13 protein-coding genes are annotated in these 15,581 nt (G+C 69.2%); 8 read left to right on the forward strand and 5 right to left on the reverse strand.

Annotated elements, in window-relative coordinates; translation table 11 throughout:
• Positions 1-8: 8 nt before the first annotated feature.
• Positions 9-1,484, reverse strand: coding sequence for a hypothetical protein (locus tag OG496_RS36200; RefSeq protein WP_405976783.1), 1,476 nt, complete (start codon positions 1,482-1,484; stop codon positions 9-11).
• Between the two features lie 229 nt (positions 1,485-1,713).
• Between OG496_RS36200 and OG496_RS36205 the strand changes: the two genes are divergently transcribed.
• The 4 genes from OG496_RS36205 (at position 1,714) to OG496_RS36220 (ending at position 4,720) form a co-directional block, all read left to right on the forward strand.
• Positions 1,714-3,036 (forward strand): hypothetical protein, encoded by a 1,323-nt coding sequence (locus tag OG496_RS36205; RefSeq protein WP_405973890.1) that lies wholly within the window; start codon positions 1,714-1,716, stop codon positions 3,034-3,036.
• An 87-nt stretch (positions 3,037-3,123) separates the two neighbouring features.
• Positions 3,124-3,411, forward strand: a complete 288-nt coding sequence (locus OG496_RS36210) for a hypothetical protein (protein ID WP_366489637.1) — start codon at positions 3,124-3,126, stop codon at positions 3,409-3,411.
• The gene (locus OG496_RS36215) at positions 3,408-4,412 is read left to right on the forward strand and encodes a phosphotransferase family protein (RefSeq protein WP_405973891.1); all 1,005 of its coding nucleotides are present in this window, start codon (positions 3,408-3,410) and stop codon (positions 4,410-4,412) included. The genes OG496_RS36210 and OG496_RS36215 overlap by 4 nt, the downstream gene beginning before the upstream one ends.
• Positions 4,409-4,720: a hypothetical protein gene (locus OG496_RS36220; protein ID WP_405973892.1), complete on the forward strand. Its 312-nt coding sequence runs from the start codon at positions 4,409-4,411 to the stop codon at positions 4,718-4,720. The genes OG496_RS36215 and OG496_RS36220 overlap by 4 nt, the downstream gene beginning before the upstream one ends.
• Here the strand turns inward: OG496_RS36220 and OG496_RS36225 are convergent.
• The 4 genes from OG496_RS36225 to OG496_RS36240 are packed head-to-tail and all read right to left on the reverse strand — an operon-like array spanning position 4,701 to position 8,541.
• On the reverse strand, positions 4,701-5,471 hold the full coding sequence (locus OG496_RS36225; RefSeq protein ID WP_405973893.1) for a succinate dehydrogenase/fumarate reductase iron-sulfur subunit: 771 nt from the start codon (positions 5,469-5,471) through the stop codon (positions 4,701-4,703). The two genes, OG496_RS36220 and OG496_RS36225, sit on opposite strands and share 20 nt — an antisense overlap.
• On the reverse strand, positions 5,468-7,411 hold the full coding sequence (locus OG496_RS36230) for a fumarate reductase/succinate dehydrogenase flavoprotein subunit (protein ID WP_405973894.1): 1,944 nt from the start codon (positions 7,409-7,411) through the stop codon (positions 5,468-5,470). The genes OG496_RS36225 and OG496_RS36230 overlap by 4 nt, the downstream gene beginning before the upstream one ends.
• Entirely contained in the window at positions 7,411-8,232 is an 822-nt protein-coding gene (locus OG496_RS36235) for a hypothetical protein (RefSeq protein ID WP_405973895.1), read from the reverse strand. Before OG496_RS36235 ends, OG496_RS36230 begins: the two co-directional genes overlap by 1 nt.
• 18 nt (positions 8,233-8,250) lie before the next feature.
• The gene (locus OG496_RS36240; RefSeq protein WP_019058435.1) at positions 8,251-8,541 is read right to left on the reverse strand and encodes a hypothetical protein; all 291 of its coding nucleotides are present in this window, start codon (positions 8,539-8,541) and stop codon (positions 8,251-8,253) included.
• 292 nt (positions 8,542-8,833) lie between these two features.
• Between OG496_RS36240 and OG496_RS36245 the strand changes: the two genes are divergently transcribed.
• The 4 genes from OG496_RS36245 to OG496_RS36260 all read left to right on the forward strand — a co-directional run bounded on the left by OG496_RS36245 (position 8,834) and on the right by OG496_RS36260 (position 15,485).
• Positions 8,834-11,014 (forward strand): ABC transporter family substrate-binding protein, encoded by a 2,181-nt coding sequence (locus OG496_RS36245; protein WP_405973896.1) that lies wholly within the window; start codon positions 8,834-8,836, stop codon positions 11,012-11,014.
• A gap of 84 nt (positions 11,015-11,098) precedes the next feature.
• Positions 11,099-11,704, forward strand: a complete 606-nt coding sequence (locus OG496_RS36250) for a hypothetical protein (RefSeq protein ID WP_405973897.1) — start codon at positions 11,099-11,101, stop codon at positions 11,702-11,704.
• Positions 11,705-11,857: 153 nt separating this feature from the next.
• Positions 11,858-13,765 (forward strand): translational GTPase TypA, encoded by a 1,908-nt coding sequence (gene typA / locus OG496_RS36255; RefSeq protein WP_366489645.1) that lies wholly within the window; start codon positions 11,858-11,860, stop codon positions 13,763-13,765.
• Positions 13,766-14,450: 685 nt separating this feature from the next.
• Positions 14,451-15,485, forward strand: coding sequence for an ABC transporter permease (locus OG496_RS36260; RefSeq protein ID WP_366489647.1), 1,035 nt, complete (start codon positions 14,451-14,453; stop codon positions 15,483-15,485).
• Positions 15,486-15,581 lie beyond the last annotated feature (96 nt).

The raw sequence follows: 15,581 nt of genomic DNA on the forward strand, positions 1-15,581 counted from the left end.
GCGGAGTTCTACGTCGGCGGGAGCGCGCGGCGTTTCCGTGTGGCCGGTCCGCCGAAGGTGAGGGGTGGGCCGCCGTCCGGGTCCTCGCCGAGGAGGATTCCGCCGAGGACCGCCCCGCCGACCCCGCTCGTGTGCTCGTCGGCGGCACCGGCGTACGGGTTCCCGTGCACACGGACGTCCTGCTCGGCCGACTCGCGGGCCTCCAGCGCGGGTACGTCGGCCGCGGCGGGGTCGGTGGTGAGCAGCAGCTCCGCTTCGGCCAGCCGGGTGCGGGCTTCCACGCCCACGGCACCCCGGTGCGTCGCCACGAAACCGTCCGCCGAGCCCACGTCACTCCGCCCGACGAGCCACGCGGCGGCGCCGAGGACTCCGTCCCGCGTCCCGCCCAGCGGCAGCATGGCCTGGACGATGCGGCGCAGGGCGTCGAGGGGGTCGTAGCCGTAGGGGCGGTCGCCGGTGAGTTCTTCTCGTACGGCGGCGAGGGTGATGTGGGCGTGGGCGACGTGGGTGTGGAGCGGCCCTGTCGGTGATGCGGCCGTTGCCCTTGCGATGTCGGATTCGGCGCCGGTGAGTGTGGCGGGTACCAACTCCGCTGCGGCGGCGAGTGAGTTGGCGAGCCGGTCGACGTCGTTCAGGAAGGTGTCGGCCTGGCTGATGGCGCCCTCGGCGGCGCGGAGGGACCGTATGGCCTCGCCGGTGTGTCCCAAGTCGGCTGCCTGGCGGGCCTGGTTGAGGTGGGTGGTGGCGAACACGAGCCGGTCCTTGGCCTGTTCGACGTACCCAGTGACGGTGGTGGTCGCGGTCGCGGGTGCCGGGTAGCGGGCGTGCAGGTCGGCGAGGGTGGCGTCCACGGCCCCTGTACGGCCGGCCAGTTCGCGGAACCGGGCCTCCGCGACGCCGAGCGCTTCGTTCATCTCCTGCTCCAATGACCGGAGTTGATCGAAGGCGGGCGTTTCGGTGTCCAGCCGCCGCCCGGCTTCGGCACACCGTCCGACGATGCCGGCGAGGGCTTGCCGCCGGGCGGCTTCCTCTTTCGGTTCCGGGACACCTCGGTCGTAGCGCAGGCGTATCGCGAAGGCGGCGGAGAGCTCGCGCTCGGCGTCCCGCAGGGCCCGTACGAACGGTTCGACGGCCGCCGCCCCGAACCGGGCCTCGACGAAGGCGAGTTCCTCACGGCTCGTGCGCAGACAGTCGTCGGCCTGGACGAGGGCGGCACCGGCCTGGCGTTCCAGTACGGGGAGCGGGGTCACGGGGGGCTGGGGTGACACGACACCGACACCGGGAGTCGTACGGGTACGGGCCCTACGGGTGCGCCGCACATACCCGTACCCCGCGAGTACGGCCACTCCGCCGACGGCGACGAGGGGGAGGACGAGATCGGCGCCGGAGGTCGTCCCCTCGGCCTCCTGCTCCCCGTGTTCGCCCGCACCGGCGACGGGCCCGCCCCGGGCGGCCGCAACCGGAGCCTCCGCATTGATCGTCATCACCGGCAACACCAGCCACACGACCCCGACCGCCCCACCCAGCACGGCATGCCCCACCCGCACGGATATATGGGAGGTCCCGCGCCGCGGCCGGCCCCGTATCAAGGATGACGTCACATTTCGGAGCGTATGAGCAGGATTGCGGGCGCGCGACCGGGATGAGCCTGGGGTGGGACGTGGGGGCGTGTGGGGTGCGAGGGGTTCAGCTATGGGGAGGGGTGGCACGGGGATGGGGCATGCAGGGGGTTCGGGGGGAGTGGGGGCTGGGTCCGCTGAGCCGGGGATCGGGGCTGGTCGGGATCCGGAGATACGTGGGGGAGACCTGGCTGAGGGTTCGGAGGGCGGAGAGCGGGAGGCACCGGCCTGTCCGGCGGACGGCGACGGCGCCGAGCCTGGGGAGCCGGGGATCGGGAAGCGTGACGCGCCTGTGGGGACCGGCGCGTCTGCGGCGACCGATCCGCCCGAGGTCGCCGACGGTGGCGTACCCCCACAGGGGCCACCCGCACCCGACGACGAAAGTAGTACGGGTGGGAGGGGTGGGCGGGGTGGGAAAGCGAAGTGGGTTCGGCGGAGCGCCCTCGCCCTCGTACTCGCCTTGCTGCTGCCCATCCTCGGTGCCGAGATCGCCCTCCGCGTGAATTACGTCGGTGAGCCGTCCGACGGCACGTACACCCGGGGCCAGGACGCGATCTGGCTGGGCCACGCGTGGGTGGACGGGCGTAAGACCGACGGGGACGTGGCAGCGCTGGCCCGGCGGCTGAAAAGCACCGGTATCCGCGACCTGTACGTCCATTCAGGCCCCCTGGAGCACGACGGCACCCTCCCGGAGTCGGACTATCCCAAGGCGGCCTGGTTGATCGAGTCGGTGCACAGGGAGCTGCCCGGGGTCCGGGTCCAGGCCTGGCTGGGTGACAAGCTCGCCACCGAGAGCCCGGACGGCCTGCGCCTGCAGAACGCCTCGACCCGGACAGCGATCGTCGCCTCGACCCGCCAGATCCTCGCCGCCGGTTTCGAGGGCGCCCACTTCGACCTGGAACCCCTCCACTCCGGCGACGCGAACTACCTCGACCTCCTCGACAGGCTCCACGAGGTCACCCGGGCCCACGACGCCCAACTCTCCGTCGCCGCCCACCAGATCGACCCGCTCCCCGCCTTCCACTCCTTCTGGGGCACCGTCACCAACCACCCCAAGTGGTGGTCGCAGGCGTACTTCGGACAGGTGGCCCGCCGCGTGGACCAGATCGCCGTCATGTCGTACGACACGATGCAACCCCTGCAGAGCCTCTACGGCGGCTACGTCGCCCAACAGACCTCGCTCGCCCTGGAGGTCACCCCGGACTCCACCGACCTCCTCATGGGCCTGCCCTTCTTCCACGAGAACCGCTTCGGCCACCGCGGCGCCGCCGAGACCGTCCCCGCCGCCGTACGCGGCGTCCGCCTCGGCCTGTCCCGCACGGACGCGGACCGTACGAACTTCGGTGTCGCCCTGTACGTCGACTTCGCGGCGACGGAGGCGGACTGGACGGCGTACCGGGAGGGCTGGGTGCGCTGAGTACGAGTAGGTGTTCAAGTCCCGTAAAACACCGTGCTGTTCACAGCCGTGGGTGCGATGATCAGTCGAGTCCGATGGGGGTGGGCGATGTTGTTGACAGAGTTGGCCGCGCTGGCGTTGTTGCTGCTTGCGGCGATCGGAGTCGTCGCGGTGACGACCGGTTGGCTGTTGCCGATGGTGCGAGGCAGGGTCGTACGGCCGGAGTTGTGGGGATACGGCGCGCTGACCTCGGCACTGGGCATGGGGACGGGGATGTCCCTGCACTGGTGGTCGGATTCCCTGGCCATGGACGACGCGGGCGCGGCGACGGCGCTCACCCTGATCCTCCTCGGCGGCGCACTGCAGTACCGCGCGCAGCGCCCCGCGACCCCGTGACCACCACCCGCAAGACCCTCACTCCCACCGACTTCGCCCCCTTCGCCCACGCCCTCGGCCACACGCTGAACGACGTGACCCGCCTCCGCGGCGGTTCGAAGAAGGGCGTCTACCGCCTCGCCTTCCAGGACCGTTCGACCGCCGTGGCCTACGTCTGGTCCCCGGACGAGGACCTCTGGGACGCCGGCCCCGGCGACCCCCGCGACCCCTTCTCCCACGCCTCCGGCCTCACCCTCTTCACCGCGGCGGCGAACCGCCTCGCCGCAGCCGGCGTCCGCGCCCCGCGTCTCCTCCACGCCGACCCCACGCACACCCACCTCCCGGCGGACGTGGCGATCGTCGAGGACCTCCCGGGCGGCACCCTGGAGGACCAGCTGAACGGCGCCCCGGCCGCCGTACCGAAAGCGGCGGCGCTGGAGCGGATGACGGCCCTGCTCGACACCCTGCACTCCTGCACGGGCCCGCGCATCGGCAAGGTCGCTGTCGTCGACAACGGCGGCTCCTCGTACGGCGGTTCGTGCGAGGCGGTCGTAGCCGAACGAGCCCTGAGCGACCTCGACGAACTACCGGCACGCGACCCACGAGCAGCAGCCGTCCACCCCCAACTGTCCGATGCGATAAGGACGTTGGCGGCTCAGGTCCGACCCCGCACCGAGCCCCCCACCCTCATCCACGGCGAACTCGGCCCCGACCACGTCCGCGTGACGCCGGACGGAGTCCTCGCCCTCATCGACATCGAAGGCCTCATGTACTTCGACGCCGAGTGGGAGCACGCCTTCCTCCGCCTGCGCTTCGGCCCCCACTACGACGCCCTGCGCACCGAACACACCAAGGCCCTCGACGCCGACCGCCTGCGCCTCTACGGCCTGGCCATGCACCTCTCCCTCGTGGCAGGCCCCCTACGCCTCTTGGACGTCGGGGACTTCCCCGACCCGGAGTTCATGCGCGGCATCGCGGAACACAACCTCCAGCAGGCGCTGTCCTTCGTGGAGCGGACATGAGCGGCATCGAACTGACCCTGGCAGCGCTGCTGATCGCCGTCCTCGCCGGTGTCGGCCTCGGCGCGATCACGCGCGGCTGGACCCCGCTCGCGCGCCGGAACCGCATCGTGCGACCCCGGCTGTGGGGCTACAGCATCCTGGTCAGCGACGCGGGGCTTGCCGCGTGCGTGTTCTTCGGGCCGTTCCAGGGCCCGGACGACTCGCGGCTGGCCCCGTTCGCAGTGGTCGGTGCCGTCGTGGTCTTCGCCGGGGTCCTGGTACAAGGTGCCGCCCTCAACCCCGCGAAGCCTACGAAGAACGCCTCCTGATCTTCGACCCCAGCCACACCAGCGGGTCGTACTTGCGGTCGACTGCCCGTTCTTTCAAGGGGATCAGCGCGTTGTCCGTGATGTGGATGCCCTCGGGGCAGACCTCGCTGCAGCACTTGGTGATGTTGCAGTAGCCGAGGCCGTGTTCGTCCTGGGCGGTCTTCTTGCGGTCGAGGCCGGAGTCCGCCGCCGCGTCCAGCGGGTGCATGTCCAACTCCGCGACCCGCATGAGGAATCGGGGGCCGGCGAACGCCGTCTTGTTCTCCTCGTGGTCGCGGACGACGTGGCAGGTGTCCTGGCACAGGAAGCACTCGATGCACTTGCGGAACTCCTGCGAGCGGTCGACGTCCTCCTGCATCATCCGGTACTCGCCGGCCGCGACCCCCTCCGGCGGTACGAACGACGGAATCTCCCTGGCCTTCTGGTAGTTGAAGCCGACGTCCGTGACCAGGTCGCGGATCACGGGGAAGGCACGCAGGGGCGTGACCGTGATCGTCTCCTCGCGGGTGAACACCGACATGCGGGTCATGCACATCAGCCGGGGGCGGCCGTTGATCTCCGCCGAGCACGAACCGCACTTGCCCGCCTTGCAGTTCCAGCGCACGGCGAGGTCAGAGGCCTGGGTGGCCTGGATGCGGTGGATGATGTCGAGGATCACCTCGCCGTCGTTGACCTCGACCTTGAAGTCCTCCAGGTCGCCGCCCTCGACGTCCCCCCGCCACACCTTGAAGCGGGCTTCGTAGCTGCTCACTCGTACAGCTCCTCTTCGGCGAGGTACTTGACCAGCTCTTCCTTCTCGAAGAGGGCGAGCAGGTCGGCGCGGATGGGGTCGGTCGTCTCGCGGGTCAGGCTGATCTGGCCGGACACCGGGTCCGCGGCCGCCAACCCGCCGTTGGGGTGCGTCAGTTGGCAGATCAGGTTGATGCGGCGCCAGTCGCGGTTCATGCCGGGGTGGTCCTCGCGGGTGTGTCCACCCCGCGACTCGGTGCGCTCCAGCGCGGCCCGCGCCACGCACTCGCTGACCAGCAGCATGTTCCGCAGGTCCAGGGCGAGATGCCAGCCGGGGTTGAACTGCCGGTGGCCCTCGACTCCCGCCCTGCGGGCCCGTACTCGAAGATCCGCCAGTTTCTCCAGCGCCTGTTCCATCTCGCCCTCGCGGCGGATGATGCCGACGAGGTCGTTCATGGTCTGCTGGAGTTCCTGGTGGAGGGTGTACGGGTTCTCCGGCGGGCGGCCGTTCTCCTGCCCGGGTTCGGGGCCCTCCGCCGAGAAGGGGCGCAGTGCCTCCGCCGCCGCCAGGTCGACCTCCGTGTCGTCCACCAGCGGGCGGCTGTCCGCCAGGTCGGCCGCGTGGTCCGCCGCGTGCCAGCCCGCCCGGCGGCCGAACACCAGCAGGTCGGACAGGGAGTTGCCGCCGAGCCGGTTGGAGCCGTGCATGCCGCCGGCCACCTCACCCGCCGCGAACAGCCCCGGTACCCCGCGCGCCGCCGCCGTGTCCGACTCGACCGCGACACCGCCCATCACGTAGTGACAGGTCGGCCCGACCTCCATCGCCTCCGCCGTGATGTCGACGTCGGCCAACTCCTTGAACTGGTGGTACATGGACGGGAGTCGGCGCCGGATCACCTCCGCCGGCATACGCGTCGACACGTCCAGGAAGACCCCGCCGTGCGGTGAGCCGCGGCCCGCCTTCACCTCGGAGTTGATGGCGCGGGCGACCTCGTCGCGGGGGAGCAGTTCGGGGGGACGGCGGTTGTTGTCGGGGTCCTCGTACCAGCGGTCGCCCTCCGCCTCCGACTCGGCGTACTTCTCCTTGAAGACGTCGGGGATGTAGTCGAACATGAACCGTTTGTCCTCGGAGTTGCGCAGCACCCCGCCGTCGCCGCGAACCGACTCGGTGACCAGGATGCCCTTCACGGACGGCGGCCAGACCATGCCCGTGGGGTGGAACTGCACGAACTCCATGTTGAGGAGAGGCGCTCCGGCGAGCAGCGCCAGCGCGTGCCCGTCGCCCGTGTACTCCCACGAATTCGACGTCACCTTGAAGGACTTGCCGATCCCGCCCGTCGCGATCACCACGGAGGGGGCTTCGAGGACCATGAAGCGGCCGGTCTCGCGCTCGTAGGCGAAGACCCCGGAGACGCGGCTGCCGTCCTTCAACACCCTTGTGACCGTGCACTCCTGATAGACCTTCAGACGGGACTCGTAGTCACCGGTCTCCTTGTGGTCCTCCTGCTGGAGCGACACGATCTTCTGCTGGAGCGTGCGGATCAGCTCAAGTCCCGTACGGTCGCCGACGTGTGCGAGGCGCGGGTACTCGTGGCCACCGAAGTTGCGCTGGGAGATCTTGCCGTCTTTCGTACGGTCGAAGAGGGCGCCCCAGGTCTCCAACTCCCAGACCCGGTCCGGGGCTTCCTTCGCGTGCAGCTCCGACATGCGCCACTGGTTGAGGAACTTGCCGCCGCGCAGGGTGTCGCGGAAGTGGACCTGCCAGTTGTCGTGCTCGTTGACGTTGGCCATCGCCGCCGCGATGCCGCCCTCGGCCATCACCGTGTGGGCCTTGCCGAACAGCGACTTGCAGATCACCGCCGTACGGGCACCGCGCTCGCGCGCCTCGATGGCGGCCCGCAGACCGGCGCCACCGGCACCGACCACGACGACGTCCCACTCCTGTCGCTCGACCACGGACATCAGAAGAACCTCGGATCGTTGAAAGCGCCGGAGGCGACCAGGTACACGTAGAAATCGGCAGCCGCCACGCTGATCAACGACGCCCAGGCGAGCTGCATATGACGGTCGTTCAGCTTCCCCACGAACTTCCACGCCTTGTACCGCACGGGATGCTTGGAGAAGTGCTTGAGCTTGCCGCCGACGATGTGCCGGCAGGAGTGGCAGGACAGGGTGTACGCCCAGATCAGCACGATGTTGGCCACGAAGACGAGGGTGCCCAGGCCCATGTGGCCCCAGTGGTAGTGCTCGTCGCGGAAGGTCAGCACGGTGTCGTACGTCAGCGTGCCCGCCACCAGGAGCGCCGCGTAGAAGAAGTACCGGTGGACGTTCTGCAGGATCAGCGGGAAGCGGGTCTCACCGCTGTACTTCTTGTGCGGCTCGGCCACCGCGCAGGCCGGGGGCGAGGCCCAGAAGCCCCGGTAGTAGGCCTTGCGGTAGTAGTAGCAGGTCAGGCGGAAGCCGAGCGGGAAGATCAGGATGATGATGGCGGGGGAGATGCCCCACCAGCTCCCGAAGAGATCCGCGTTCGGGCCCGCGTGCATCGTCCGGCACCGGTCGGCCAGACAGGGCGAGTAGAACGGCGAGACGTAGGGCGCCGAGTAGTAGTTCGAGTCCGCGAAGGCCCGCCAGGTCGAGTAGACGACGAAGGCCAGCAGTCCGGCGGCGGTGACGGCCGGGGCCAGCCACCAGCGGTCGGTCCGCAGATGCGGGGCGTCGATCGCGGCGCGCGTACCGGTGTGTACGCCGCCGCTCTTCGGTTGGGGTTCCGTACCAGTGGCCAAGTCAGGACTCCGGTCGGTTCAGGGTGCGTGGCGGTCGTGGGCGCCGAGTCCTTCGTCGTCCGAGTCCGTCCACAGGGTGTTGTCGTAGGGGGTGTCGGGGATGGAGACGAGATCGGGGCGCCGGGGGCGCTCGATCCCTGGTGCGGCGTCACGCAGCAGCGCGACGCTCTCGCGCAGCCGGTCGGCGTCGGCCTTGACCCTGCGCATTTCCAGGCCGCCGCTGCCGAATTGGTTCTCCAGCCGCCCCACCGACCTGAACAGGTCGTCGAGACAGCGCTGGACTGACGTCAGTTCGTCGTGCACGGACATGACATGACCTCGCTTCCGTGGGCGTCGGCCCTGGACGGCAACGTTCATGCGCCTGCGAGTGTTGCGCGCCACACCTCCCGGTGGGAAGCGGTGTGCACGGATTGGCCGGGGTGCGTTGGTGTGTACGGGGGCAGATTCGAACATTGCGCCGCACGGGTGGGCTTCCCGGCGCCCCTCGCCGTGTCGCCCTTCATGGCCGAACCGTTTCCTCTTCAGTGGCCGCAAAGATCTGATCAGCTCCATATACGCCCAAAAGTGATCAGAAGCCCGCGGCTTACCGGAGGTAGCAGTGATGTCCCACGACGGCGTCAGACTGCGCGCGGTCATGCGCTCGGTCGCCTTCCTCACCGCGGGCGCGCTCGCGGTGCCCACCCTCGCGGCGTGCGGTTCCGACGACGAGTCGGGCAAGCCGCTCGCCGGCCAGGACATCGCCCCGGTCGGCCGTGACCTGGTCGCCGACGGCGGCACCCTGAACTGGGCCGTCGACGACGTACCGGAGACCCTCAACACCTTCCAGTCGGACGCCGACGACGCCACCACCCGCGTCGCCCAGGCCGTCCTGCCCGCGATGTTCCGGCTCGACGCGCAGGGCCGCCCGCAGCGCGACGCCGACTACCTGGAGTCCGCGAAGGTCGTCGACACCGAGCCCAAGCAGGTCGTCCTCTACAAGCTGGACCAGCAGGCCGTGTGGAGCGACGGCCGCGAGATCGGCGCCGCCGACTTCGCCGCCCAGTGGCGCGCCCTGTCCGGCAAGGACTCCGCGTACTGGACCGCGCGCAACGCCGGTTACGACCGCATCGAGAAGATCGAGCGCGGCGCCAACAACCTTGAGGTCAAGGTCACCTTCAGCCGGCCGTACGCCGACTGGAAGGCGCTGTTCTCGCCGCTGTACCCCAAGGACGTCATGGGCACCCCGGACGCCTTCAACGACGGCGCGCGCCGCAAGCTGAAGGTCACCGCCGGCGCCTTCGGGGTGCAGAAGATCGACCGCAAGGACAAGGAGATCGTCCTCGCCCGCAACCCGCACTGGTGGGGCCGGCCCGCGAAGCTCTCCGAGATCGTGCTGCACGCCGTACCGCTCGACAAGCGGGCCGCCGCGCTCGCCGACGGCACGGTCGACCTGGCCGAGATCGACCCCGCCGACGCGAGCCGTATCGCGCTCGCGGGCCGCGCCAAGGGGACGAGCACCCCGCTCCAGGGCGCGAGCCCGACGAGCAAGGACGAGAACAAGAACGAGAGCCGGCAGAAGAAGAAGCTCAGCAAGAAGGAGCGCAAGGCGCTCGCCAAGTACCTGCGCCAGCAGGACGAGTTGCGCGCCTTCACCGTCCGCCGCTCCTTCGAGCCCGCCTACACCCAGCTCGCCCTCAACGGCTCCGAAGGCCCTCTCGCCGACGAGCGCGTCCGGCGTGCGGTGGCCCGCGCGCTCGACCGCACCGAGCTGGCGAAGGTCGTACTCAAGCCGCTCGGCCTGCCCGCCGTGCCGGTCGGCAGCCACCTCGCGCTCTCCGGCCAGGCCGCGTACGCCGACAACAGCGGCGCGCTCGGCGACCACGACACCACGGAGGCGCAGGCGCTGCTCACCGACGCCGGCTGGGTACCCGGCGGACCGCTCAAGGACAAGGGCGGGAAGGCGGCCGGCGCCGAGGGCAAGAAGAGCAAGAAGTCCGACGACGCTGCCGAGTCCGAGGGCGGCTCCGACGGGCAGTACATCGTCGGCGAGGACAACAAGGACCCGCAGGACCACACCAAGAAGCACGACAAGGCTTCCGGGCACGGCGGCGACGAGGGCTCCAAGCACCTCGCCGACGGCAAGCAGTACGACGGCCGCAAGGTGAAGCAGGGTGGCGCGCCCGGCGCGTACGCCCCCAAGGGCACGGCCGCTCCGGCGGGCGCGAAGACCGGGCCGCTCGCCAAGGACGGCAAGCCGCTCACCCTCCGCTTCGTGCTCCCGTCCGGCACCGGTTCGGAGTCGCTGAGCGCGGTCGCCGACAGCATCTCCCGGATGCTGGCGAAGGTCGGCATCCGCACGGAGATCACCAAGGTCTCCGACGACAGCTACTTCAAGGACCACATCGCGTCCGGCCAGTACGACCTCGCCCTCTACTCCTGGCCCGCGTCCGCCTTCCCCGCCACCGACGCCCGCCCGATCTTCGCCAAGCCGGTCCCGGCCGCGGACGGCTCCCTGAACGTCGAGCAGAACTACACCCGCGTCGGCACCGACCAGGTCGACCAGCTCTTCGACCAGGCCGCCTCGACCCTCGACGAGGACGAGTCCGCCGCCCTGGTCCGCAAGGCCGACGCCCGCATCTGGGCGGCGGCCGGCTCGATCCCCCTCTACCAGCGCCCCCAGCTCACGGCCGCCCGCAGGACGATCGTCAACGCCGGCTCCTTCGGTTTCCAGACCCCGGTCTACGAGGACATGGGCTTCCTGAAGAAGGGCGCCCACCCCTCGGCCAGCCCGACCAAGGACTAGGGATTAACATCACCCGCACATGACGAGCATGGCCGCCGTCCCGCAGCTACTTGCGGGGCGGCGGTCGTCGTACGGGGGTGGGACATGCGGGGCTGGGGAGCGGCGGTGGCCGTGGCGGTACTGGGTGCGGGTGCGGCGGGTTGTGGTGTCACGGCGGGTGCCGGCCGGCTCGCCGCCGACGCGGCCACGATCTGCACGCACGGGACGTACGCCTGGACCGGCATCCGGCACGTCGAGCGGCTGACCGGGCTGCCCGACAGGATCACGTACGCCGACGGCGGGTACCAGGGTGTCATCGAACCCGTCTCCGACACCGTCTACCGCCCCACCGTGACCCATCCGCCCGAGGGTGTCGGCGCCGCCCGCGTGATCAAGGCGCTGGGCACGCATCTGAAGACGGACAACCCGCTCGCCGGGCCGTCCGAAACGGCCGGGCACGAGAAGACGGACTTTTTCAACGAGATCGCCGGACCCTGGCAGCTGTACTACGCCTGGGATTCGGTCGACCTGATCGAGGCCGACTTCACATATACCTGCGGACTGAACCAGCCGGTGCACGGCCATGTGCACACCTGGGACACCTACGGCGGAGGGTTCCTGCCCTGTTCCGAGCCGTCCGAGGGCGTCCCGGCCAAGGTCGCCGCCGTGAAACTGTGCCCCGCCGGATCCCTTGCCGTGACCGGCGTCTGACCGGTTCCGGCGCCGCCCGTAAGGCCCTGCGGAGGCCCCTTCCCCGTACGCCACGTACGATGGGGTAAGGCCGTGGCGTGTCCAGCCCGGCAGGGTCCGCGTAACACAGACGTACGCGCAGGCCTTCCTCACTCTCCGGGAGTTCGCCGCAATATGGCCACGCGCCACGACATCCGCAACGTCGCCATCGTCGCCCACGTCGACCACGGGAAGACGACCCTCGTCGACGCCATGCTGAAGCAGGCCGGTGCCTTCGCCGCGCACGCCGCCGAATCGCTCGACGACCGAATGATGGACTCGAACGATCTGGAGCGTGAGAAGGGCATCACGATCCTGGCCAAGAACACGGCCGTGAAGTACCACCCGAAGGATGGCGGCGACGTCATCACCATCAACATCATCGACACCCCGGGCCACGCCGACTTCGGTGGCGAGGTCGAGCGCGGTCTGTCGATGGTGGACGCGGTGGTGCTGCTCGTCGACGCGTCCGAGGGCCCGCTGCCCCAGACCCGCTTCGTGCTGCGCAAGGCGCTCCAGCAGCGCCTGCCCGTCATCCTCTGTATCAACAAGACGGACCGCCCGGACTCCCGGATCGACGAGGTCGTCAACGAGACCTACGACCTGTTCCTGGACCTGGACGCGGACGAGGAGCAGATCGAGTTCCCCATCGTCTACGCGTGTGCGCGTGACGGCGTCGCCTCGCTGACCAAGCCGGAGAACGGCACGGTCCCGCAGGACAGCGACAGCCTGGAGCCGTTCTTCTCCACGATCCTGTCGCACGTCCCGGCCCCCGAGTTCGACGAGGCCGCCCCGCTCCAGGCGCACGTCACCAACCTGGACGCGGACAACTTCCTCGGCCGTATCGCGCTGCTCCGCGTCGAGCAGGGCGAGCTGCGCAAGGGCCAGACCGTCACGTGGATCAAGCGCGACGGCACGATGTCCAACGTGCGCATCACCGAGCTGCTGATGACCGAGGCGCTCACCCGCAAGCCGGCCGAGATGGCGGGCCCCGGTGACATCTGCGCCGTGGCCGGTATCCCGGACATCATGATCGGTGAGACCCTCGCCGACCCCGAGAACCCGATCGCGCTGCCGCTCATCACGGTCGACGAGCCGGCGATCTCCATGACCATCGGTACGAACACCTCGCCGCTGGTCGGCCGCGGCGGCACCGGCAAGGGCGCCTCCGCGAAGGCGGCCGTCAAGGACCGCAAGGTGACCGCCCGTCAGGTCAAGGACCGCCTGGACCGCGAGCTGATCGGTAACGTGTCGCTGCGCGTGCTCGACACCGAGCGTCCCGACACCTGGGAGGTGCAGGGCCGCGGTGAGCTGGCGCTGGCCATCCTGGTCGAGCAGATGCGCCGCGAGGGCTTCGAGCTGACCATCGGCAAGCCGCAGGTCGTCACCCAGCAGGTCGAGGGCAAGACGTACGAGCCGGTCGAGCGCATGACGATCGACGTGCCCGAGGAGCACATGGGCGCGGTCACGCAGCTCATGGGCGTCCGCAAGGGCCGGATGGACAACATGTCCAACCACGGCTCCGGTTGGGTCCGCCTGGAGTTCGTCGTCCCGTCCCGCGGCCTCATCGGCTTCCGTACCGAGTTCCTGACCGGTACGCGCGGTACGGGCATCGCCCACTCCATCCACGAGGGCCACGAGCCGTGGTTCGGTGTGCTGACGACCCGTAACAACGGTTCGCTGGTCGCCGACCGCGCGGGCGCCGTCACCGCGTTTGCGATGACGAACCTCCAGGAGCGCGGTGTGCTGTTCACCGACCCCGGCACCGAGGTGTACGAGGGCATGATCGTCGGCGAGAACTCGCGCGCCGACGACATGGACGTGAACATCACCAAGGAGAAGAAGCTCACCAACATGCGCTCGGCCGCCGCCGACTCGTTCGAGGCGATCGTGCCGCCGCGCAAGCTCTCCCTGGAGCAGTCCCTGGAGTTCTGCCGCGACGACGAGTGCGTCGAGGTGACCCCGGAGTCCGTTCGCATCCGCAAGGTCGTCCTCGACCAGAAGGAGCGCGGCCGTTCCGCGAGCCGCGCCAAGCACGGCTGACGCATACGATCGCAGGCCGTTCCAGGCGCTGTTACCGGCCAACTGAGCCCGGGTGCCCCCATCTTGGGGGTGCCCGGGCTTTTTGCAACCGAATTAAGCCCCGCTTCCCGAGACGGTCTGTCCGTAATGCGGAGATCCTCGCCCGATAGCCATGTAACAAGTCCGTTTCGTGGCCTTCTCGCATCGAACAGTTTGTCCATGTTTTGGAAGATGTACGGGCGAGCTGTGACTGAATTGAGATTTAAAGACAGTGGTCGGCACCTGGCACATGGCAGATAGTTAGCCGCGTAACGCTCGGGTCAATGGGTCACCGCGCCGTGGGGACGGCGCCGACTCGCGAGCACCAGGGGGTGTCTGACCCTCCGCCAGGGGTGGCGGGGGAAAGACGTGAACCCCCTCCTGTTGGTGAACACGTGGAGTCATGAGGAGGAGCCCCATGCGTGGTGTCACGAACGCCAGGTGGGACACGCCGTCCGTCAGTAGCAACCTCGCCCGCCCATACGGAGATTGGCTCTGAGGAGTCGGCCGGCGGTCTAGTGCCGCCGTTCAACTACGCGCGTCCGGCTGCGGGATCTCCCGCCGCACCGGGGCGCTCCGGACCTCTTTCCTAGCTCCGAACGGTGATCGCGCACACCCTGCGGCGGTCGCCCGCTCGGCACACCCACACCTGTGAAATGGGCGAACAGTGACAAGTCCTATCGACATTGAGGGCGGCGGAACCTCGGTCGTCGTCGACGGCGAACCAGGGCCGCAGGCGGAACCCGAGGCCAAGAAGATGGAGGGCCGGTCGCCCGGCCAGCTGATGTGGATCCGCTTCAAGCGCGACCGCACCGGCGTGATCTCGGCCTACGTCGTGGCCTTCTTCTTCCTCGTCGGACTCCTCGCACCACTGATCTCGAAGCTGTACGGCAAGGACCCGTACACCGTGTACGCGGACGAACGCCCCGAGCTCTTCGACAGCGCGGGCGTCCCGCTGCAGCCCAACGGCGGGATCAGCAGCCAGTTCTGGTTCGGCCTCGAACCGGGCAACGGCTACGACGTGTTCACCAAGCTCGTCTACGGCATCCGCACCTCGCTGATGATCTCCGTCTGCGTGACGATCGCGACCGTCCTCACCGGCATCCTGCTCGGCGTCGCGGCCGGCTACCTCGGCGGCAAGTCCGACTACTTCATCAGCCGGGTCATCGACTTCCTGCTGGCCTTCCCCGCCCAGCTGTTCTTCATCGCCAGCATGCCGGTCGTCGTGTCGCTCTTCGTGAGCCCGACCGACGAGACACCGACGTACGTCCGTGTCGTGGCGCTCATCGCGGTGCAGTGGTTCCTGGGCTGGATGAGCCTGGCCCGTATCCTGCGCGGCACCAGTCTGGCGCTGCGCGAACGGGAGTTCATCGAGGCGGCCCGGGTCAGCGGAGCCTCGTCCTGGCGGATCATCAGCAGAGAGATCCTGCCGAACGTGGTCACGCCGATCCTCGTGCAGTCCACGTACATGCTTCCCGGCTTCGTGACCGCCGAGGCCGGCCTGTCCTACCTGGGCGTGGGCATCGTCGAACCGACGCCCGACTGGGGACAGATGTTCTCCAAGGCGTCCACCGAACTCGTGATGTCGAACGACATCACCTACATGTTCTTCCCGGGTGTCTCGATGATCATCTTCATCGTGGCCTTCAACCTGCTCGGGGACTCGGTCAGGGACGCCTTCGATCCCAAGACGGCACGCTGACCGTCCGTTGGCGGGCGTTCGCGCCCGGCTACCGCACGGCAACACAGCAATCCAGCACGGCAATCAAGCACGGCGATCCAGCACGGGAATTCCTTT

The organism is Streptomyces sp. NBC_00988, assembly GCF_045162645.1.
Lineage (GTDB): Bacteria > Actinomycetota > Actinomycetes > Streptomycetales > Streptomycetaceae > Streptomyces.